Origin of the sequence: Oleiphilus messinensis, assembly GCF_002162375.1 — a bacterium.
GTDB lineage: Bacteria > Pseudomonadota > Gammaproteobacteria > Pseudomonadales > Oleiphilaceae > Oleiphilus > Oleiphilus messinensis.
On record NZ_CP021425.1, the window covers coordinates 5,865,860 to 5,886,499 of the forward strand.

Annotated in this window: 20 protein-coding genes and 1 pseudogene; 4 read left to right on the top strand and 17 right to left on the bottom strand. The window is 45.8% G+C overall.

The window, feature by feature from the left end; translation table 11 throughout:
- The first annotated feature begins 12 nt into the window (after positions 1-12).
- Positions 13-483 (top strand): flavodoxin family protein, encoded by a 471-nt coding sequence (locus tag OLMES_RS25400; protein WP_087463829.1) that lies wholly within the window; start codon positions 13-15, stop codon positions 481-483.
- Positions 484-557: 74 nt separating this feature from the next.
- Here OLMES_RS25400 and OLMES_RS25405 read toward each other — a convergent pair whose 3' ends face one another.
- The 3 genes from OLMES_RS25405 to OLMES_RS25420 form a co-directional block, all read right to left on the bottom strand.
- Positions 558-788 carry a type II toxin-antitoxin system Phd/YefM family antitoxin gene (locus OLMES_RS25405; protein WP_232465211.1) on the bottom strand — a complete coding sequence of 77 codons (231 nt, stop codon included), beginning with the start codon at positions 786-788 and terminating at the stop codon, positions 558-560.
- Between the two features lie 673 nt (positions 789-1,461).
- Positions 1,462-2,076 (bottom strand): hypothetical protein, encoded by a 615-nt coding sequence (locus OLMES_RS25415; RefSeq protein WP_157678590.1) that lies wholly within the window; start codon positions 2,074-2,076, stop codon positions 1,462-1,464.
- Entirely contained in the window at positions 2,073-2,978 is a 906-nt protein-coding gene (locus OLMES_RS25420; protein WP_087463833.1) for a hypothetical protein, read from the bottom strand. Before OLMES_RS25420 ends, OLMES_RS25415 begins: the two co-directional genes overlap by 4 nt.
- A 294-nt stretch (positions 2,979-3,272) precedes the next feature.
- Between OLMES_RS25420 and OLMES_RS25425 the strand changes: the two genes are divergently transcribed.
- Complete coding sequence (locus tag OLMES_RS25425) at positions 3,273-3,962, top strand: DUF5610 domain-containing protein (protein WP_087463834.1); 690 nt, start codon at positions 3,273-3,275, stop codon at positions 3,960-3,962.
- Positions 3,963-4,029: 67 nt separating this feature from the next.
- On the opposite strand, the gene OLMES_RS25430 is transcribed toward OLMES_RS25425, so the two are convergent.
- Positions 4,030-6,210 carry a hypothetical protein gene (locus OLMES_RS25430; protein ID WP_087463835.1) on the bottom strand — a complete coding sequence of 727 codons (2,181 nt, stop codon included), beginning with the start codon at positions 6,208-6,210 and terminating at the stop codon, positions 4,030-4,032.
- Positions 6,211-6,553: 343 nt separating this feature from the next.
- On the opposite strand from OLMES_RS25430, the gene OLMES_RS25435 reads away from it, so the two are divergent.
- Positions 6,554-7,321 carry a hypothetical protein gene (locus OLMES_RS25435; RefSeq protein WP_087463836.1) on the top strand — a complete coding sequence of 256 codons (768 nt, stop codon included), beginning with the start codon at positions 6,554-6,556 and terminating at the stop codon, positions 7,319-7,321.
- Positions 7,322-7,372: 51 nt separating this feature from the next.
- Here OLMES_RS25435 and OLMES_RS25440 read toward each other — a convergent pair whose 3' ends face one another.
- The 7 genes from OLMES_RS25440 to OLMES_RS25470 form a co-directional block, all read right to left on the bottom strand.
- Complete coding sequence (locus tag OLMES_RS25440; RefSeq protein WP_198343126.1) at positions 7,373-8,236, bottom strand: DUF4214 domain-containing protein; 864 nt, start codon at positions 8,234-8,236, stop codon at positions 7,373-7,375.
- A gap of 102 nt (positions 8,237-8,338) precedes the next feature.
- Positions 8,339-9,145 carry a glycerophosphodiester phosphodiesterase gene (locus OLMES_RS25445; protein WP_157678592.1) on the bottom strand — a complete coding sequence of 269 codons (807 nt, stop codon included), beginning with the start codon at positions 9,143-9,145 and terminating at the stop codon, positions 8,339-8,341.
- Between the two features lie 95 nt (positions 9,146-9,240).
- A complete protein-coding gene (locus tag OLMES_RS25450) occupies positions 9,241-10,215 on the bottom strand; it encodes a LysR family transcriptional regulator (protein ID WP_087463839.1) in 975 nt (324 codons plus the stop codon).
- 181 nt (positions 10,216-10,396) lie between these two features.
- Positions 10,397-11,608 carry a winged helix-turn-helix domain-containing protein gene (locus OLMES_RS25455; protein ID WP_087463840.1) on the bottom strand — a complete coding sequence of 404 codons (1,212 nt, stop codon included), beginning with the start codon at positions 11,606-11,608 and terminating at the stop codon, positions 10,397-10,399.
- Between the two features lie 96 nt (positions 11,609-11,704).
- Positions 11,705-12,157: an IS200/IS605 family transposase gene (tnpA, locus tag OLMES_RS25460; RefSeq protein WP_087463841.1), complete on the bottom strand. Its 453-nt coding sequence runs from the start codon at positions 12,155-12,157 to the stop codon at positions 11,705-11,707.
- 119 nt (positions 12,158-12,276) lie between these two features.
- Complete coding sequence (locus OLMES_RS25465; protein ID WP_087463842.1) at positions 12,277-12,840, bottom strand: hypothetical protein; 564 nt, start codon at positions 12,838-12,840, stop codon at positions 12,277-12,279.
- A gap of 125 nt (positions 12,841-12,965) precedes the next feature.
- On the bottom strand, positions 12,966-14,567 hold the full coding sequence (locus OLMES_RS25470; RefSeq protein WP_087463843.1) for an isocitrate lyase: 1,602 nt from the start codon (positions 14,565-14,567) through the stop codon (positions 12,966-12,968).
- 364 nt (positions 14,568-14,931) lie between these two features.
- On the opposite strand from OLMES_RS25470, the gene OLMES_RS25475 reads away from it, so the two are divergent.
- Positions 14,932-15,120: a hypothetical protein gene (locus OLMES_RS25475; protein ID WP_087463844.1), complete on the top strand. Its 189-nt coding sequence runs from the start codon at positions 14,932-14,934 to the stop codon at positions 15,118-15,120.
- 117 nt (positions 15,121-15,237) lie between these two features.
- Here OLMES_RS25475 and OLMES_RS28715 read toward each other — a convergent pair.
- The 6 genes and pseudogenes from OLMES_RS28715 to OLMES_RS25500 all read right to left on the bottom strand — a co-directional run.
- A pseudogene (locus OLMES_RS28715) lies at positions 15,238-15,593 on the bottom strand (IS66 family transposase); the annotation flags it as partial.
- Positions 15,594-15,676: 83 nt separating this feature from the next.
- Positions 15,677-16,552 (bottom strand): hypothetical protein, encoded by an 876-nt coding sequence (locus OLMES_RS25480; RefSeq protein ID WP_087463845.1) that lies wholly within the window; start codon positions 16,550-16,552, stop codon positions 15,677-15,679.
- A gap of 207 nt (positions 16,553-16,759) precedes the next feature.
- Positions 16,760-17,299, bottom strand: coding sequence for a hypothetical protein (locus OLMES_RS25485; protein ID WP_087463846.1), 540 nt, complete (start codon positions 17,297-17,299; stop codon positions 16,760-16,762).
- A gap of 34 nt (positions 17,300-17,333) precedes the next feature.
- Positions 17,334-17,777, bottom strand: coding sequence for a YcfL family protein (locus OLMES_RS25490; protein WP_087463847.1), 444 nt, complete (start codon positions 17,775-17,777; stop codon positions 17,334-17,336).
- Positions 17,778-17,780: 3 nt separating this feature from the next.
- Positions 17,781-19,364 (bottom strand): hypothetical protein, encoded by a 1,584-nt coding sequence (locus tag OLMES_RS25495; protein ID WP_087463848.1) that lies wholly within the window; start codon positions 19,362-19,364, stop codon positions 17,781-17,783.
- A 7-nt stretch (positions 19,365-19,371) separates the two neighbouring features.
- Complete coding sequence (locus OLMES_RS25500) at positions 19,372-20,634, bottom strand: CsgG/HfaB family protein (RefSeq protein ID WP_157678596.1); 1,263 nt, start codon at positions 20,632-20,634, stop codon at positions 19,372-19,374.
- Between the last annotated feature and the right edge of the window lie 6 nt (positions 20,635-20,640).

The window sequence follows — 20,640 nt, forward strand, 5'->3', positions numbered from 1 at the left end:
ATGGTGTTGATCATGCCTGTCCCCAAAAAACTTTTAATCATCGCTCACGCCCCCTCTGAAAACACCACACGAATGGTCGATGCAGTCGTAAACGGCGCAACCAACCCCGAGATTACCGATGTAGACGTAATCTTCAAACCCCCTCTGGATACCCAACCGGAAGACATCCTCACCGCTCAAGCGGTTATCATCGGCACCACCGAAAATCTCGGTTACATGGCCGGCCTGATTAAAGATGTGTTCGACAGATGCTACTACCCCTGCCTGGAAAAAACCCAGGGCCTGCCCTTCACCTTCTACATCCGCGCCGGACACGATGGCACCGGCACCCGCCGCGCCATAGAAAGCATCACCACCGGGCTGCGCTGGCGATTAGTCACCGACCCACTAATCTGCAGGGGCGAATTTCAAGAAGAATTTATCACCCAGTGTGAAGAACTGGGACTCACCATGGCAGCGAGCTTGGAGGCGGGGATTATTTGAGCCATGTCTTATACGTGAATGACGAATACTGTCAATTCATCACAGGAAGCCATATGTGTCAATTAGTATATTTTTTATTCAACACCACTATCAAAAAACATGGATTCAATATCAGAGTCTGCGACATCAAATACCGCTATATCTAAATCGTAACCGCCTGGCCCACGGGTTTGTTTGGGATTGTGGGGAACCAAATCAACATAGGGCTTTCCCGATTTTACAATTACAATCGTTTCACCCTCGTGCGCTAGATCGGCCAGTTTAGAGAGATTGGATTTTGCTTCATGAATATCTGCTTGAATCATCACACACCTCTAATTTAGCTAAGCTTACCCAAACTATATCAAGAAGGGCCACCCATCTCCAAAACAGCGACGTAATATCCCATAGGAATTAGATGACATGTCACGAAACGGAGCAAATCGACGCTTTACGCAAAATAGAGAAAATCGCTTTCACTAGTCAGATCACTTTGTTCGTTGTTCATTATCAGGACAAAAAACTTCAATAGACTACTGAAAAACAGACTGTAGCAGAATATAACACTGCTACTGCAGGATGAATCAAAACATCCAGAAATATGGAACCAAGTAAAGGGCTATTTGGTGATAAATACGAGTCGGTAATCACTTCAAAAAAAAATCGGCTCATCATGGTGATTACCAGCAATAATCCGCCCCCAATATTTACCGTACTCAATATGACGAACAATCCCTTATTCATGCAAATAAAACTATTTTAACGTCTCTTCGAAATAATATTTCAGATCTGGACAGGAGTATGGCTCCCCAATAAGCCCTGACACTTCTGAAACATAGAACTCATATAACTTATCCGCATCGTTTGGTTGTAAATGCTGACCATCCAAGACTGCTTCGAAGTCGGAAGATCCGATTCCAGAATCCACACGAACCATAAATTATTCCATCATCTAACTGTCTGATACTTTGCGCATATAGGTACTCAAACATATGAAACCTATCTATACAAGTCGGGAAACTTTTCTCGTTCTTTCATCTCCCAACTTTTGATCAAACTGTCAACTTTATTGCGGACGATACCGGATGAAACGTCACTTTTATCCTCAAATGAGTCCATCCAAAGCAATACGTCAGATCGAACCTTGCCCGCATTCGGGACACAAAACTCGGCATCGCTCACCCAAACAACCGGGCTCATCAAAGAAGGTGACGAGTAGTGCGCACATGCGGAATAACCTTTGTCTTGCAAGTAGAAAGAAGCTGAAAAGCCATAAATTAGCTTGGTAAAAAGAGCCAACCCCGCAAATGCGAGCGCGATTTTAAGACATGCATTAATTCTGACCTCGGTTGCTGCCTTGAACAAACGAAAAAGTAATGCCGCAACTAGTGCCAAAAACGCTGGGATACTGATCAGACAGGGCAAGTCCCAACTCGATACCGATACATAAATACTTCCACGCTGGAGACGCTCTAAGTTTTCCAGAAAATCTCCGCCCATAATAAATATGAACACGTAAATTGGTGCCAAAAGCGCCACAATCAGCACGACAACACGCACTGAAAACAGTAAACCGCTTTCTTCAGGCATATCGGCTTGTTTGCTATTCATCATTGGTACCCGAAGTACGGAACCCCGAACAATCGGTGGAAGAACCCAACAGGATCTTCATCAGCATAATTCAGACCTCGCATGACCTCTCTTTTCATATCAGAAATGTTATGACGCATTCGTTGTTCTGATTCTTTCAAAAGCTCTGCTAACCTATCAGACAGCCTATAATGATCACCTATAGCATTCAAAGCAACAGTTATTCCCATGCCAACAACCACTACAATAGCAATAGGCCCGATTGCTACCATTGCACTTGTGCCCACAACCGTAGCAACCGCCCCCCAAGCGATACCAGATCCGACAGCAATTGAAGCAAGATCCACAGATACGCCTCCAACGAAATCATGCCATGTAGCCTTATCATTCATTAGCTGTTCAATACTGTGAAAAGCAATTGTAAAAACAACAGCAATACCCACTCCACCTCTAATCGCATTACTCGCGCCCAGTTTACCAATCCCCATACTTACCACTTTTGGATTGCTAGCGAGATATCGAGTGCCCGTAAGTTGGCTTCTTAACCCGGGATATCCTTTCAACAGGACGTATTCACGACCATTATATGTTTTCACGCTATATTTTGAGAGGATATGTCCCCCTTTATGCATTTCACGGGCAAGCTTTGCAAGTGATAGTAGATCAGATAGCACTGGGAGATATGCCCCACCTTCTTTCACTGTTGCTTTATTCTGATTCCATTGCGCTTTTGCAACTGAGGATGCCTTTTCACTGTTAGCCACTAAGCTATCGAGCCAAGTAGAAACTTGAATATTAGTCATTCCCTGATTTCTCTTCTGAGTGATCGCAAAATTCAAAAACTCTTCAGGAGACATCACAACAATACAATGATGATTCTTAGCGAGTGCATTAGATAGGGAACGAACTTCAGTAGGGGAAGTCATAATAGAAAATCCTTTATCAAAATGTTATGTCCATATTTTTCGGGAGAAAAAAGTGCAAAATACAACCATTTAAATTCCCGAGCAGGAGAGAATCATATCATGGCTCACAGCCACTTCTGCTGAATAACTCACGATATTTACATTTTCATCGAAAAGTTTAAGAACCAAACAGAACGGCAAAGAGTAATGTTTTGTAGCCACCGTTGACCCTTTGTGTGAAACGGGGGATACTGGCGTGGAGACTGTTCATTTTATAGACACTACTTCTGCACGATTGTGTTTGGGGAGAGAACGATGGCGATTTCTTCTTTTGGCTCGGGTCCAGCGATTTCCAGTCCTGCGCGGCAGGATAGTTCCTCTGTTCAAACCAAAACCAAGCCTGATCCTGAGGCCCAGTCGGCATCACGGGGACGGTCTGAAGAGGCAAAAGCGGCTGCGCCGGGTCAACAGATTTCCGCACAGGCTCGCCAGAAAGCCTATAACGTCGAAATTTTGCGGGCACATCAGGAAGTGAGCCTGAGTATCAAGGATCAACCCCAGGCACTGATTTACAAAACCGCTATCGAGGCCATCAACGAGGAACTGCGCGCGGAGCTCGGGGATGATGCCATTCAGAAAGGTTACGAAAGCGGTCTCGATGTATCACCGGAGGCCACTGCGGGTCGAATCGTCCAGTTCTCAACCGGGCTCTTTGCGCTTTATAAAGAGCAACATCCCGAACTGGAGCTTGAAGAACAGGTGGATCGTTTTCTGGAGGTTATCGGAGGCGGTATTGATAAAGGCTTTAGTGAAGCTAGAGATATACTGGACGGCCTGGGTGTACTTGAAGGCGATATCGCAGACAATGTTGATAAAACCTACGACCTCGTCCAGGAGGGGCTGGCTGCGTTCAGGGATAGCCTGATTCCAAGTACTACAGATAATTCAAGCACGACAGATGAAGCAAACAACCCTGCAGATCCCACGCAGACAGAGCAAAACTAGAACCCTTTCATGCCTTGAGCTCACGATATTGAACTCAAGGCATCAACCAAAATGTTTGCTCAGGTAATCAAGTGTCGCTTACCGAAAACAAAGCTCGCTCGTTGGCAACGGCTTGCTCAACCGCCAAAGCTATGGCAGCGTCGCTGAAGGCAATTTCAAAGCGAGCCAGATTTACTGCAGCGCGGTCACGATTGACAGAATATTCGGGATCGATTCCGGTAATTCGACTATCCTGCCGTTCCGCTATCGCCATCTCATAATCCAGCTTTTCCTTTTCGGAGGCTTTAATTGCCATTAATTGTTCGTAGGTTGCCTCCCGAACCGAATCCAGGCGTTGTTCCAGCTCCTGCTCGGTCATGGTAGTTGCGCAATCCTGAAAATAATTAAAATCAATACTGGATCGATCAGGCTCCTCTTTTGTAGCAAAGTATAGTTCTTGATAAGATTGAATATAGTCTTTCAAGTCCGATTCCCAGTTTGGATTATGGGCTTCACAATAGGCAACGAGATTCTGCCCGGCCCGATTCTCAAAATCATACCCGTGAGAACCCCAGGGCTCGTAAGTTGCCTGTTCACCAATAGCTAAGCCCGACGCTTCCATCAAAGCCCGTTCATTGATAAATGCATTGATACGCGTCTGCCAGTCCGGGTTGGATTCAATGAAAGGCTGCAAAGCATCATAACGCTGTTGTTGGGACTCGGTACGGAAGCCCTCTACCCCCAGATTCTGATGCTCCCCCAAACGCTGTGTCCAAACCAGCTGCCCTACCAGACGACTTGCCTCGCGGTCATTCAAAAGCTCACCATTGGCGTCAGTCCATCCGCTAAAATGACGCTCAGTGTTGACACTGGGCCCCCACATTGCTGCATCTTCAGGAATCTGGGTCCACTCGGTTCGGCCCGCTTCGTCACCGGCAGAAGTGAGAATATCAGTTTCACCCGGCACATTAGCTTCACTCAATTCCGTAAAACCGATTTCATTTTTTTCGGGATCAATTTTCAAAAGCCCCGAACTATCACTGAAGGCCAAGGTCTTGTCACCAGCGCTTGCAGCGAGATTCACTTCCGCTCCGGATTCATTATGTAAAATACTGACTGTAGTTCCATCGGCCCAAAGGGTGTAATCATCTATTTCACCGGCAAACTCCACAATATCGTGGTCACCCAATAGATTGAGTTGCGTGATCGACACCCCTTCCTCGATAACAATATGGTCAATGCCATTTGAGCCAGTAAGTTTTTTAATATCATCCGCAACCCGAAACGCTTGACCATTATCCTCATCAGTGAGAATAACATGCTCAATTGTGGTTCGACTTTCGGGGCTGGCATCCAATTCAATTGGACTACGTTGGCCGCTAAGCAACTGTTCGCCCAACTGCAATGCCTGTTGTTCGGTGTTAACCTTGAGTGCAGCTGTCACGCCATCCGCGAATGAGATCTGACTGGCCTCCTGAGTCACAGCCATTTCAACTACTGCCCCCGTCTCCCGGTGTGTAAAGAGTGCAGTCGTACCTTGAGAGGACACATCATAATCTGAAACATTACCCGCGAAATGAACATTGTCCTCTCCACCAAGCAGGTTCAATTGCTCAACAGAGACCCCCTCCTGAATCAGAATGTTATCGATACCGCTGGTACCCGTGAAGCGGCGGGAGCTTATATCGATAGCAATCGCAGAGTCTTCATCCGTCAGTATCACACGCTCTATCTGAGTTGGGGCCTCGGGGGTGAGTGGATTGGCGGCGACCTGAAGCTGGGTGGCGATTCGTTCGCCGTCCTCGGTGCTCAAGGCACCATTATCGACACCGAAAAACAATTCGTTTAACACTGAAGTTCGCTCCTGTGCGGATACATTTTGTAAATCCACTTGCTCAAGCGTATCCATTACAACCTGCGAACCCGAGCCCTGAACCTCATTCAGTACACTGCCAGCAACCGCTCTGAACGTATCATCATTGCGGCTATCGCCTACTGACTGCGAAATCGTGTAAGAAAACTCCTGATAAGACAATCCACTGGGAGATCCCATCGCACTGGTGAGGGATTGCAGCGGTAATTCAGCGACTGTTTCGGCACTCGCCAATTGTTGACTGACTGAAGACACCACGTTTTGTTGAGGTGTCGTCATATGGGACAGGTTGGCTGTTTGCTGCAGGGATTGCAGCGTAGGCAGGTGAGATGCATTTGCAGCCTGTTGAGCGGCAGAAATGCCCCCATTGTCAGCGCTCATGATGATAATCGGCATTGATTTCCCTCTCGTTATTCATTCCATGTTCAAGGCAGAAAAGCCCCCATCAGGGCAAGCTTCTCAAGACAGCAGAGATTATGACAAATCCAACTACCGTTGCCATCTAGGGGAAACCCTATATCGGCTATAATTTTGCCCCTGAAACCAGAAGTTCATAACACTATAATCGCTGAGTAGTGCACATTTTAATCATAAAATTGGGTTGGTCTGAAGGTAACCAGCCTTATTTCGCGCAACAGATAGAGAGTAAAACTCACATTCAACGAGTGCGGTGTTTGCGGTACGTAGTCGCCAGGTGAGGGAATGATTCCATAACCGGGCCAAAAGGGGGACAAATACGATGGGCCGAATCAAAGAGAGTATACCGAATAGTGCTGCAATCCGATCCGGGGTATTGGGCGAAGTTCTGGTAAAGCACACCCGGGAACGGGTGCATGTCTTTTTCCTGTTTGCTTACTTTGCAAATATTTTGAAAGACCGGATCGAATCACTAACCGGCCAAACCGTGTCCTACACAGACATGCTACAGGTTAAAGCCACACATCAGATCGGCACCGGTACGCGGCGCAGCACGCCAACGATTGACCCGTTTGATGAAACCGATCCGAATGTCGTGAACATGTGGGCCACGGAATTCCGTAAGCTGGATGCCGCCCACTTCTGTAATCTAGGCATCAAAACTCCGTTTCGGAATCAGGTTGCCAACCTGGCGATCAGCCAGAATGACGCACTGTTACCCAAATGGCTGAAAAACCTGGAATCAACAGCAAAAGACACCCGGCAACTCCCGCAACGAATCAACATCGGTCCGGACCGTATCGTTGATATCCTGCACGGAGACTTGATCTTCCAGTACCTCTCCGATGGCACCCCCATCATCAGCCCGGATCATTTTGTTAATTACTCCAATCAGGGCCTTACGCGGCTGCAGGCCTACCGGGGACGACTGGCCAATGAGAACAAGCACGGACTCGCAGCCTGTGTAGATTGCTATATTTCCGTGATCGGCTCGTTGCCGGAAATAAACGATAAGTATGAAGATTTGAAAGACGGCCTCAGGTTTGAGTGTGAGGCCTACAATCTCGATACGGCTCGTTATATTCTTTAAGGGTCATTCATCTGCCGTAATCGGCATACAGGAATATCGGAATAGCTAACATTAGAATATCCAGACACCTTGATCAGTCACAGTCAGACTTGCCAAGGTGTCTGAGGTGTTCTGGATATTCTCTTCGGATTCCGAAAAATACGCGAGTGCAGCACTCCGTGAGAGACCCGTCTCCAGCTCGGTTACCCAAAAATCAAATCCGGCAGAATCTGCATTTCGCCCCAGCACATTGAAATACAGCTGATCGACGTATTCACCGTTGGATGGATGACCATAGAGTGTGTGAAACTCCGCCGAACTGTAAAAGTTAGCCGCCATTTCCACCAGCGCCATACCGCCATCATATTGATCAATCCAGTAGTTAAGCCCTTGAATATCCGGTAGACGATCAAATGCCGCGTTATACAATCTGGCAACAGTCATCGCGTCATCGAAATCCGCTTCACTTATCGCACCTGAGCCCGGGTCAAGATCCTCAAATACGGACAAACTAACCATATCGTCTGCCCCAAACCAACCCGAGCTTTTCCAGTCGGCACTGATGTAGTACCAGCCACTGTAGGGCGCCGTAAAACCAACAATTTCATCCGTGCCATAGGATCCACCCTGATCAAACGCAATCACATCACCATAGTCATCATAAAGGCGCAGCTCACCGGGATCTTCATCACTACTGGCGAAAATATCGTATTCCGCCCCCCGCAATCCATAGAAGGCAAATACGTCCGTTTCAACCCACTCGATATCACCATTGAACTGATATTCGTTGTCCCAACCGGCCTGTTCCACCCCCCGGTCACGCACGAGGGAAAACAGCACCTCCCAGGAATGCGCCATATCATACTCATGCAGCGAAGGCCGGTCAGAATATACGGGATAGGTAATTTCAGATGCATAAGAATATTGAGATGTCATGTCCATAATCCTCTGTGTCTACAGCCATTGCTGTGTTAAGTAACAATGGCTTCAATGTAACAGGGGTTTTATGAACGGTGCCTGAATGGCTACAGAACTTGCTCAGGATAGACCGAGGTATTGATCTCGCAATGCCTGAATTTTCACTGCATCATTGGAGAAGACCCATTCCACACCACGGTTCAATTCACGAAACAAGCCGTTTTTAGAGGCGATAAATCCCGTGCCGATACTCTGGCTTGCAGCGCGGTGCTTGTCCAGAATACCCTGATGCAAAAACAAAAAGTGCCCGGTTACGCCACCGTAGCCATTTTGCAACGCAGAAAGGCTCAGGGCATTGAAATTCAATTCCGCCACCGGTAACAGCGCCTTGCGATCCAGAAAACAAACGCGCTCAAACAGTTCAGGATTGAGGGCCAGGATGTGAAAGTCATCCACCTGATCCAGATTGAGTAGCATACTCTTTAAAATCGCTTTTTGTTTTCGGGGAGAGAGGTGGGGCTCCGCCTTCACTTCCAGCATCAAATGTGTGTTTTTGCCAAAGCGGTCGATTACTTCTGCCAATGTCGGGATCTCGGGCACTACACGTTGCAGCTCCTGCAAGGTTACATCAGCAACCCGGGTCGGCTGATTGAACACCCGCAAGCAATCATCATCATGACAAATTACCGGTTGCAGATCGGCTGTCCAGCGGATGTCACACTCGATACCCCACACGCCTGCATCTACGGCCTGCTCAAACGCCTCGATCGTATTTTCCTTAACATGCAGGTTGTCATGTTCGCCACGATGGGAGACAACCTTGCATTTTTCCAGCGCACTTTGATCAGGTTTTGATTGCGGCACTTTCGCCACGTATTGATCCATCAATCCGGTTGCTGTTCGCTCCAGCCAGGACGGGATTTTCATGCTGTATCTACCTCTCACGCCAAGCATCGCGAAGATGCTATCGGGTAACTATTACAGTTTTATAACTGCTCGGCCTCTTTTACAACCGTTTCGACTCATACATTCAGCCCGGAATTGAATAAATTCGTATTGCGTTGCTCGTCGAGCAGTGCCACATCTGCGACCAGCTTGCGTAGCCATTGATGCCCGGAATTGTGATGCAACAGTGGACTCCAGGCCAATTTCAACTCAAACGCTTCAATAGGAAAAGGTGGGTCTTTTATCACCAGCTTCGAACTCTGGGTTTTCAAACGGGCAGCACGACTGGGCAGGGTGGCAATCAAATCGTGCTGCTGGGCCAGCAACATGGCGACCTGGTAGTGCCGGGTAAAAACACTGATTCGACGTTTCTGCCCGAGGGACACCAGCGCCTCATCCACCCAGCCAAGGCGTTGTACATCCTTTGGGTTCACACCCACACCCACCCCAAAGCCGGTTTTGCTGACCCAGATATGACTGGCGGCGAGGTAATTTTCCAAGGTGAAATCATGCACAAGCGGATTGTCGACACTCATTAGACAGGAGAACGTATCGGTCCACAGTGTTTTCTGATGGAATGACTGGGGAATGGTATCAAAGCGATTGATCGCCATATCAACACGGCCCTGTTCCACATCTTCGAAGCTGACATCACTTGGCGTCAAAACATCCAGTGTGATATTGGGTGCTTGTCGACGCACTTCACTCAACACACCCGGAATCAAGGTTGATTCGGCATAATCGCTGGCCATAATCCGAAATACACGAGAACTTTGTAAATCAAAGTCGCGATCCGGTTTAATGACCTGTTCGATGTTGAACAAAATTTCCCGAATCGCGGAACGGATCTCCAGAGCAAGTTCCGTCGGCGCCATCCCCTCACTGGTTCTGACCAACAGCGGATCATCGAACAAAGCTCGCAAGCGCTTCAGACTGTTACTCATCGCGGGCTGGGTTATACCGAGATGGTTAGCCGCTTTGGTGACATTACGTTCTCGAAGCAAGACATCAAGATGTACCAGCTGGTTTAAATCAACTTTGCCCAGATCCATTCTATTTACAGCCTGTTATCAAATTATCTACAACGGTCGATCAGTTTACATTCAACCCAATATCACTTTGAGTTTATGCCATAAAATATTACATTCATGACAATTATAAGCAAACAGAATCAAATAAACATTTTGAAAACAGGAATAGCAAGGCTGACAGGCACTTAAAACTGGCAGACGCTCAAAATTGCGCGAGCACATGACGCATTTGCTTGGTGAACGCCGCCGGGCTTGCCTCGATCAAGGATACAGACTGACATTTCTGGAATTCGCAAAACAACCTGAGGGCGTCACCCAATGCGACAAAGAATTCGTCTTCACCGTGCTTGAGTTTCTCGATATACAACGATTTGATTTCCAGATGCTGGCGCTGTCGATAAACCTTACAATCCATCCGTCCCACAAACTCATCCCGGAACATCAGGGGCAGGCAAAAATAACCAAACTGGCGTTTATCCGCAGGGAGATAACTCTCCAGCTGATAATCGTATTGAAAAAGCGCTTTGAGTCGCTCACGCTGAATAACGCTGTTATCGAACGGTGAGAGTATCTTCACTCTGGAACTGACACGGGGTAATTGACGCTCAAGCGCACCAGCTTCGATAAAATAAATATCGCCGTTCAGCACTTGTATTTGCTCTAATACACCCTCTGCTAAATCCGCGTTGATCAGAACTTTGACAGCTTTGCGCAACTCACTGTTACGACGCTGATAGGTCAGACCTTTCAGGGAAATACAGCCATGGCAACGCAATTGTTGCGCTATCAGGTGTTCTGCAAATTCTTCTGTGGTGGGCTCTTGTGTATTAATATGATCAGGCAACACCCGTTCTGTCAGGTCGTAGGTTTTCTGGAAGCCTTCCCGGTTACTCACCATGAGATCCCCTTCCATGTACAACTGCTCCAGCGCTTTCTTCGCTGGTTTCCAGTCCCACCAACCCGCACGTTTCGGGGCATCAGCTTCAAGATCACGGGATCGTAATGGCCCCTCTGAGCGGATACGCGCCAGCAACTCTGCCATCAATTTTCGATCCGGCGTTTTAAACCAATGGGTTTGGCCACTTTTAATCGCCTGTTTGTAGGGTAAAGAAAAGCGAAAGTCATCAATTGGCAGGAACGCTGCGGCATGTGACCAATACTCAAACACCTCCCCATCCAGCAGCAGCTGATGGGTCATTGCAGAATCAAATTTCGGAACCCGGCTATGCAATACATGATGATGGGCCCGTTCCACCACCGAGATCGTATCAATCTGCACATAGCCCAGATGTTGAATCGCCTTCCGCGCCCCCGCCAACCCCGTCCCGAAAGGCCGGGACTGCAATAAGCCTTGTCCAGACAACGCCAGCCTGCGCAAGCGTGTCATATCCTGTGGACGGGTGATTTTAATCATTTTTTACAGGTGCTTTTGCTGAATGAATTCCCCCGAAGGGGGTATGTGATATAGCCGGTGGTTTTAACCACCGGTGAGATATGCCGAAATAATATCTCAAGTAAATAAAAATCGCTCTTCAAACTCCACCCTGTGATGCTTGAGAAACTGCGTGAATTCTTCTTTATAGGATAGATTTTGATGATGACTTTTCTGATTTTTAACGTACTGCACCACGGCACCAATTTGAGATTCGCTCACGGTAAAAGCACCATAACCCTCTTGCCATGAAAAACGTTCATTTAAAAACGCTTGCTCGTTAACCCATTTTGATGAGCGCCCCTTCAGCTTTTTCATTATCTCTGACAGGCTGTGCACCGGTTTCAATTTCAGTACGATATGGATATGGTCAGGCATGCCGCCTATTTGAAGCAGGATTGCGCTCTCGCTTTTGATAATTCCACCAATGTGGCCATACAAAGCGTTGCATAATTTGGGATTGATTAAAGGTTCACGATTTTTCGTGCTGAATATGACGTGGAATACCAAATTGCTTAATGTGCTTCCCATGGATTGCCTTTTCCTTGGCCGTCGTCCTTTCAGGACTTATATTTGGGGGCTTGCTACCGGTGGTTAAAACCACCGGCTATATTACACAACCCCTTCGGGGTTGATGATGAAGCGCAAGCTTACGCTTCTACCAACTGCACAAACTCAGCCGGTACATCTTCGTCGATGTACGCCATGCCGAGTTTTTTGAGGTAATCCATTCGGTCGGCTTTCATAAGGTCGATACTGAGTTCGCCTGCACCATTTTCCTGATAGACAGATTCCAGCCATGCCATGAATTTTTCACCGCCTTTCATAATCAGCAAGGTGGCAGCCCCTACGTCAGGACGGACTTTGGTTTGCTGGTTTTCGGGAAGTTTCACTTCCAGCACAACAGGGCTTTCTTCGCCTTCAAAACGAACGCTGCGATCCCGCACGGTTTGGGCCGCCCAGTAGTGTGCAAGCTGTTTGCTTTGGGTGAGATAGACAGGTTCGCGGGATTCGGTATAGCTGTTGCCAATGGTGGCCATGGTTTTTTTAGCCGCTTGATTCATGGCTTTATCACCGGAACGGATCAGACCATGCTCGTTAATCGAATCAAGTAAAGCGGAAGAGGTGCCGTGATACCAGATGTCTCCGGTGGCGAAACCATCCTGGGTTAAAAGGTCCTTTGCATCTTGTAAGTAGCTGGGTGTTTCACTCATGGCCTTTTCACCTGTGTATATACCGTTTTGGAGATCTCTTAAAAAAATGGCGATCAATTGACCGCCACTTTTTTAAGAGATGGGGCATTTGCCCCATCCTATCACTTTTTAACCGACAACAACGATTAGATGTTGTTGAACTGGTTAGAAGTGTTTTTCGCACCGCCAGCTTTCAGAGCGTTCTCACCAGCGTAGTACTCTTTGTGGTCGTCGCCCAGGTCAGAACCAGCCATGTTCTGGTGCTTAACGCAAGCGATACCTTGACGGATCTCTTTACGCTGAACGCCAGCAACATAACCCAGCATGCCTTGCTCGCCGAAGTACTCTTTCGCCAGGTTGTCAACAGACAACGCAGTGGTGTGGTAAGTAGGCAGAGTGATCAGGTGGTGGAATACGTTCGCTTCACGTGAACAATCCGCTTGGAAAGTCTTGATGCGTGCGTCAGCAGCTTCAGCCAGCTCAGACTCATCGTACTCAGCACTCATCAGACGATCACGGTCGTATGCAGAAACGTCTTTACCTTCCGCAGTCCAAGCATCGAAAGTTTGCTGACGGAAGCTCAGAGTCCAGTTGAAAGAAGGAGAGTTGTTGTAAACCAACTTCGCATCTGGGTGAACTTTACGAACTTCGTCCATCATATCTTTGATTTCGTGAACAGTTGGTACTGCAGTTTCGATCCACAGCAGGTCAGCACCGGCATTGATTGCTTCGATACAATCGAATACGCAACGCTCGTGACCAGTACCTTGACGGAATTGGTACAGACCAGAAGGCAGACGCTTAGGACGAACCAGTTTACCGTTACGGCTGATCAGTACATCACCTTCAGCAGTTTCTTCTGGAGAAACTTCTTCACAATCCAGGTAAGAGTTGTAAACGTCACCTTGATCGCCTGGTTCTTTAACAACTGCGATTTCTTTAGTCAGACCAGCACCTTCAGAGTCGGTACGTGCAACGATCAGACCGTCATCAACACCCAGCTCCAGGAAGGCATAACGCAGTGCACGCAGTTTCGCGTGGAAGTCAGCGTGAGGAACAGTTACTTTACCGTCCTGGTGACCACATTGCTTCTCGTCAGCAACCTGGTTTTCGATCTGCAGACAGCACGCACCGGCTTCGATCATTTGCTTAGCCATCAGGTAAGTCGCTTCCGCGTTACCGAAACCAGCATCGATATCAGCAATGATTGGCACAACGTGAGTTTCGTGGTTGTCGATTTGCGCTTGGATTTCAGCTTCTTGAGCCGCATCACCCGCTTCACGAGCCTTGTCCAGAGCACGGAACAGGCCACCCAGTTCACGTGCGTCAGCTTGACGCAGGAAGGTGTACAGCTCTTCAACCAGAGATGCTACAGCAGTTTTCTCGTGCATGGATTGGTCAGGCAGCGGACCGAAGTCAGAGCGCAGTGCTGCAACCATCCAACCAGACAGGTACAAATAACGACGTTCAGTAGAACCGAAGTGCTTCTTGATAGAGATCAGCTTTTGCTGACCTACAAAACCGTGCCAGCAACCCAGAGATTGAGTGTACTTGGTTTTGTCTTTATCAAACTCGGCCATGTCGCGACGCATGATAGCTGCAGTGTACTTAGCTACGTCCAGACCCGTTTTGAATTTGTTTTGCGCACGCATACGTGCAGCAGATTCTGGGTTAATCGCGTCCCAAGGGCTACCAGCTGCTTCTTTCAGAGCTGCAACTGCTTGGATGTCGTTTTGTATTTGAGACATAATGCTGATTCCTTCAAGGATGGCATTTAAGTTTCGCCAACCGGTATTGTTCGTATCAAGCTCTGCGCTGAAGCACTGAGTAACCTTACCCTGACCGGTTAGCCTAACGGTGTTCTAAATTCAGGGCGCATTCTAATCAATTGTTTCAAATAAATGAAATATATATGAAGCATATTCAATATTTATTTTATGAATACCCACTACAACCTTCACAACCAGACTGATATTTATGCTCTAAACTACAGAAATAATGGACAAATTCTACACATTTGATTTACCCGGAATCCGGTTTTTGCCAATGTAAAATTCTGTAACAGACCATTGATTTCAGGCATTCAGGCCTGACTGCAAGGAGACGCACGCCATGACCGAGCAACCGCAGTACTATCAACCACCGGAGCAACATGACCATCATATCCGCAATATGGTGATTGCCCTTGCCCTGTTTTTTGGTTCAGTTGTTATCGTTTTGGCATTGGTTATTTATCATGCGCACTACCTCGCATCACTACTGCCTTTTTCAGTCGAAAAGCAATTTGTGAAACCTTACTAGCTATGATGATTTCTGGTGTACAAGTTGAAGAAATTGCAGTGTAAGCGCCGTTAAATCGACACACTTCCCTTAACTGTATTGAGCTACATTTTTTAAAGAAGACTCCAGCACGACATTCTACGGTAACAGGACTTCAAGTTTCTCAGTCGTAGATACCTCACCGATTCGATCCAGCACATAATGGATGTAGGCAGAGTGCAACAGTTGGTTGGCTTTAGCAATCTCGATCAAGGAGTAGCAGGTCACAAAGGCTCTGGCAAAAGGGTGTATCGCATTTTCTGCCAATGCATTGCTGATATTGAGATAGCCTTTCTCGAAATTTCCATTCAGGTAAGGCCATTAGTTTAAGTTGTATCCATAGCCGTACGGGTGAGCGATCCTTTCATGACCTTACTGACGTTTTTCTCCAGCCAACTCTTGAATTCGTTCAGCAGTGGAGCACTCATTTCCTGACGGACACGAAACCGTTCAGCACCACAATCTCGTTAAGTTGCCATTTCCGCTACCAAGCAAAAAACGAGTTTGCGATCTCCGAATGTCACTAACTTATCTGTTGCTAAACAACCCCAAGCTCTTGTCGAATACCATAGTTCTCTGCGACTTCTGATATTTCTTTAAGAACATCATGAGAAAGTTCTTTGCATTTGGCTTCAAGCATTTTATCAACTTGACCTAAAGACACTAATTTTTCTTCAAAGTATTGATAACCAATTGAAGTACCAACTTTATGGTTATCGTTTTGGAAAACAAATTCACCAAAAGTATCCACAGGAACCGTAGGTTTTCCAAAATACCTAAATATTGTCGCCATAGCCCGGACGTATTCTGATTTGGTAATCGAGCCATTACAATATATCGCACATATAGCGAACAGCTTAAATCGAACCCCTTGGTCAGCACTTTTTAATTCATCCGTATTAAACATGTATCCAAATCCCCCAACAGACACACTCACGCGAGCACGGTTTTTCACGTCGCTGAAATGCCCACGGAAACTTGAAATCATATGAGCTGTACCCAAAACACCACCGGCTATTTTACCTATAGCCAAGTCCTGCTGAAGATCCCGAATAGGTACAAAATTGACTATATATCTATAGTAATTCCCTCCCAAGGCTCCATCAAGAAGAGTATTATTAATTATATAGAGCCTTCTATCCATCGACTCTGAATTCGATATCTTTTCAAACTGTCCTAAAAAATCACCAGAACTTATTTTTTCGAAGTTATTGTTAATCGATGATCCCACAACCTCATTATTGATAGGTAGGACCAATAATATAATTGGAACAACAGGCCCCAAAAGAAAAAATGATACCGTCGTCCAAAGAACCTTTGATCGTCCTTTTTTCTTCGCTAATATATAAGCAGGTACTGGACCGATTGCAGCGCCAATCGCTAGCACTAATAATAAGCCTAAAAGATTGTCCACAATTAAGTACTCCTTTCACGCACAAAAAAACAATATTGGATTTCTATACAAGCATGAACTCAACCAGTAGAAATCTGCACAAATTAGTTACAATAACACTCTCATTTTCACCGCCAACACTCATGAAACGAGAAAATGCTAGGAAGCTATTGAAAAAGTTATTTACCTTTACGAACGCTAAACAAATAATCATTGTTACAAGTTGTTTCAATACCAACTTTTCCTAGCTTTGGCCAAAGCCAGGTCATCTGACCACTGACCAACAAGTTCTCCCATTAGTGTGAACATTTTTAACTGAAGGGTGTAATACACGAGCTCCTTACCCTCTTCCCCGTATTGTCGGGTAGAGGTGAGTTCACTCTTGATGATGTAGTCAAAGTTCGTAGCGCTTTGATCAACGATTGCGGCCACTTCAGAACTTAAAATAGTTTCTGTAATTCGATCATGCAGATCTTTCATACGGATACCTTCGTTGTCCGTATTGTTCAGAGGAATTGCAGCGATTAATTTAGGTTTGTCTCCCCCCCACTTTCTAACCAAAGAGGAGACCAACATTTTATTTGTTACTGTTTCTGAAAGTGCAACATAGTCAGCTGTCGTCAATTTTGTCTGATGGTGAACACGCTCTTTTGAGTCTACTATGGACACTCGTGAAGACGAAGGCTGCTTTGGGGGGTTTGCCTGACAGGCCACCAACGCAAAGCCTAACGAAACAACAAAAACACTTGATTGGATATGCTTATTCATAAACTAAGGTCTTCCCTTTATTTAACCAAAAGAATCAGTTTCTTCCATCAATAGAATAAATATCGTGAGGGATTCTAAATGTAATGACAATCTTTTCCGCTTCAGGATTTTTACCAACCCCCAAGAAGGATTCTATTTGTGTGGGAGATAGAAAGATTCTGCGCCAGACTCCGGACTGATCAACAATAAATCCTGCTTCATCCTCCCACTCGACACGATACTCGAGGTGCAGACGTTCATGTGAAATATTCTGAATTGCAAAATTCGCTTGCTTTAGTTTACCCACTTGTTTGATTTTGACATTTGCTATTTTAACTTTACCAACCAGTGATTGAGATCCCAGCACCAATCGAGCCTGCGGATGTGATTCATCCAATGTATTGGTTTTTTTAAATCCTGGGTATTCAGCGACCGGTGTTTGCTGACACCCCGACATCAATAAGAGAATGAGCAGAAAAATAGAATATCGCATTTTCATACGCTAAAACGTCCATAATTTTCGAGAAGAGTTTGCATAGATGTGATCATCCACACTTCGCGCGTAAACAAAATTATCCGACCCGTCATCAAGATTTATCACTTTGTCAGACAAAACTCGATTATGCTGGTCGTAACTAACAATCCGTATTTTATTGACCCGTTTCAACAATCTAACTCTGGCGCCCAACATTTCTGCGGGTAGGCTCATCCAAGAGCGTGTGTCCGGGGTTGCTACACTATTCAACCACTCCCCTAAAATCGGTATTTTTTTGGTTGCCGTATTTACACCGATTGCCCTTGCAACCGAAAGCAGCACTTTCAAATTTCGAAATGCAGCAGAATCCTTCTGGTGTCTCATTGTAATTGCTTCAATATTGGCTATTTGTGTTAACGTCGTAATATGCTTACCAGAAATTGACTTTAATTCAATTCGCTTAACCTTTGATTCGACTGGCTCGTAAATAGGGAGTTTAATCGGTACAGTCCTCCCCTTTGAATCAAATCCGTACTCCAATACCTTCCGCTCAGGAGCAAACCCGTTTGCGACGACAACATGTAGCAATCTAATGTTGTTATCTAGCTTTCTATTTTTGATATCACTTAAGGCTTTTTCTATCGCTTCACTATTTGGATTTAGACCAAGCGCTTTTTCATAAGAGATTCTTGCATTGGCTCTCAATGATCCATCTTTTCTGCTCTCGAAGTCTTGAACCATTCCAGCAACGTAATAGCCGAAAGGATTCACGTAGGCGCTAGATACTTGATTCGCTATCTTATCGTACTTGTTATAGCTCGAAGCCCACTGGCCTTCATCTTGAGAATTGCTTGACTCTTCTCTTTCCTTCTCTAATTTTTGATTCGCAGCTCTCAACTTCGCATCAAACTTTCTGCGTTCAATATCCTGCCAATCAATTGCTCTACGGGTAACGTTGTACGCCTTTCGGTCACCGTTCAATAAATAGGCAATTGATTTATAATTCAACATCAAAACTTTTTCAAAGCCCTCACCAGGGTATTTGGAAAACTCTTCCATTCCCGTTACCGACTCCAATAAAGTAATAAAGCCATCCTCTGCCAACTCTTCTAATTCAGAATCATCCGATCTCAATTCTAAAACCATTTCGGCATTGGCTAGGGAACGAATTGCATCATCTTTATTCCCTTGATCGAGATACAACGTGCCTCGCTCCATCCACCTCAGGAGACCGACCTTTTCCACAGAACTCCAAATGGCACCACCATCTAACAATCGCTCTTCCCGGCTCCTGTAAAAACTATCAATACCCTGCAAATTGCCCGTTGAATATAGCGCTTTTACAGGCTTGAAGGCCCTGGAGTAACCAGAATAATAAATATTGTTTTCATTCTTAGAATCATTACCTTCTCGATGATTCTGATTGACCTCTTTTCTAGCAGGCTTGTTTTGTTGGGCGTTATTCTTAGGGGTATCCAGGGCGTCACTAACCTTCTGAACATCTTCACCAAATTTTTTGATCCCCTTATCCAGTTTTTCAAAAAAATTAGCCGATACCTGTACAGAATGGAAAACGACACTCAAAAACATAATCAACTTGAATACTTGCATAATCCCTTTACCACGCAGGCTCCATAACTTCTTGTATATTTGACGATTTAACTGTTAAAGGTATAACTCTTCGAACAATCGCCCCTGGTTCAATGCTAGCTAGGCTTCCGGACAATAATTTGGCGAGACTGTACTTCGACTGAACTTTAGTAACCTCGATTGCAGCGACCTTTTCACCATCAATTTTGATATTTAAGCCTGTATCCGGATCTGTGATTAAATCACCCGGTGTAAATACCTCGTAATGGCCTCCCACACTCGTCATTTTGCCCCCTTGGTTCAAATAAATTGCAGACTCACCAGCCACCTTAAGTACTTTTAGAGGGTATATATTATCTAGGGACGAATGCACGACCTTACGCGCCGCTCTTTCCAGGATCAGATCAATCAAACCTTGGTCATCATTGCTTCTGGCGTACGGTTCAATCTCAGGTTGCATCAACGTGACCTTTACGGTGTCTGACCACTTCACCTGACGCGTAGCCATTACCATGATGCGATAATCAGCATAGAACTGCATAATACTGTTATTTGTCGTTTGCCCCATCGTTTTTGAGTATTTCTGCTGCGTTTCTGCTTTAAATTCCGTGACAGTTCCGATCAATAAATAATCAACCCCCAAAGCTTCACCAATCTTCATCTGTTCATCCTGAGAAGAGTCTGGTGAAAGCAATAAGTCTCGCTCTTTGATATACTCATCCATATAGTCTCGATCCATAACACTGAAACGCCTGGATTGAGTCAATTCATTGACCAGTTTTTGATTGTACTGCCTTACAATTTCAGCATTAGAAAAAGTCTTATTCACAACTCGTATTTCGGAGAACTTAGTCCGAACAGGCAATACTGCGATTTTCCTCAAACTATGGGGAGAGTTTCCGGGCGTGACATATTCGACAAGCACGACTTTCACTTGCACATGCCACTGATCTACCTCAGTATTGTCGGCTTGCACTATTTCATATGAGTTGATTGTTCCTTGAGTAGACTCTTTGATGTTATACAAACTATCATTATTGATGCTCACGTCGTGTGTTGACTCATCCGCACTCACAACAGATTGTTCTTTTATTGCCTTTGTATAAATTTTCTGTGAGTCAATTGACACGCCGTTTGCCTGCTTCACACTCTCTATCAAAGCATTTTGCGTTGCGACGTTAAATGAGGCACCAAAACCATCAACAAGAATTTCCCTCTCTATTGTCTCGGCAACAACAAAAAATGGGGATATCGCCAGGAGCAGCATTGTTAACCACTTAAGTCTTAGCATTACTTT

What these genes read in the sequence shown, in the direction of transcription:
- OLMES_RS25400 (WP_087463829.1), top strand. Translation starts at nt 13, where the DNA reads ATGCCTGTCCCCAAAAAACTTTTAATCATCGCTCACGCCCCCTCTGAA.
- OLMES_RS25405 (WP_232465211.1), bottom strand. Translation starts at nt 788, where the DNA reads ATGATTCAAGCAGATATTCATGAAGCAAAATCCAATCTCTCTAAACTG.
- OLMES_RS25415 (WP_157678590.1), bottom strand. Translation starts at nt 2,076, where the DNA reads ATGATGAATAGCAAACAAGCCGATATGCCTGAAGAAAGCGGTTTACTG.
- OLMES_RS25420 (WP_087463833.1), bottom strand. Translation starts at nt 2,978, where the DNA reads ATGACTTCCCCTACTGAAGTTCGTTCCCTATCTAATGCACTCGCTAAG.
- OLMES_RS25425 (WP_087463834.1), top strand. Translation starts at nt 3,273, where the DNA reads ATGGCGATTTCTTCTTTTGGCTCGGGTCCAGCGATTTCCAGTCCTGCG.
- OLMES_RS25430 (WP_087463835.1), bottom strand. Translation starts at nt 6,210, where the DNA reads ATGCCGATTATCATCATGAGCGCTGACAATGGGGGCATTTCTGCCGCT.
- OLMES_RS25435 (WP_087463836.1), top strand. Translation starts at nt 6,554, where the DNA reads ATGGGCCGAATCAAAGAGAGTATACCGAATAGTGCTGCAATCCGATCC.
- OLMES_RS25440 (WP_198343126.1), bottom strand. Translation starts at nt 8,236, where the DNA reads ATGACATCTCAATATTCTTATGCATCTGAAATTACCTATCCCGTATAT.
- OLMES_RS25445 (WP_157678592.1), bottom strand. Translation starts at nt 9,145, where the DNA reads ATGAAAATCCCGTCCTGGCTGGAGCGAACAGCAACCGGATTGATGGAT.
- OLMES_RS25450 (WP_087463839.1), bottom strand. Translation starts at nt 10,215, where the DNA reads ATGGATCTGGGCAAAGTTGATTTAAACCAGCTGGTACATCTTGATGTC.
- OLMES_RS25455 (WP_087463840.1), bottom strand. Translation starts at nt 11,608, where the DNA reads ATGATTAAAATCACCCGTCCACAGGATATGACACGCTTGCGCAGGCTG.
- tnpA (WP_087463841.1), bottom strand. Translation starts at nt 12,157, where the DNA reads ATGGGAAGCACATTAAGCAATTTGGTATTCCACGTCATATTCAGCACG.
- OLMES_RS25465 (WP_087463842.1), bottom strand. Translation starts at nt 12,840, where the DNA reads ATGAGTGAAACACCCAGCTACTTACAAGATGCAAAGGACCTTTTAACC.
- OLMES_RS25470 (WP_087463843.1), bottom strand. Translation starts at nt 14,567, where the DNA reads ATGTCTCAAATACAAAACGACATCCAAGCAGTTGCAGCTCTGAAAGAA.
- OLMES_RS25475 (WP_087463844.1), top strand. Translation starts at nt 14,932, where the DNA reads ATGACCGAGCAACCGCAGTACTATCAACCACCGGAGCAACATGACCAT.
- OLMES_RS25485 (WP_087463846.1), bottom strand. Translation starts at nt 17,299, where the DNA reads ATGAATAAGCATATCCAATCAAGTGTTTTTGTTGTTTCGTTAGGCTTT.
- OLMES_RS25490 (WP_087463847.1), bottom strand. Translation starts at nt 17,777, where the DNA reads ATGAAAATGCGATATTCTATTTTTCTGCTCATTCTCTTATTGATGTCG.
- OLMES_RS25495 (WP_087463848.1), bottom strand. Translation starts at nt 19,364, where the DNA reads ATGCAAGTATTCAAGTTGATTATGTTTTTGAGTGTCGTTTTCCATTCT.
- OLMES_RS25500 (WP_157678596.1), bottom strand. Translation starts at nt 20,634, where the DNA reads ATGCTAAGACTTAAGTGGTTAACAATGCTGCTCCTGGCGATATCCCCA.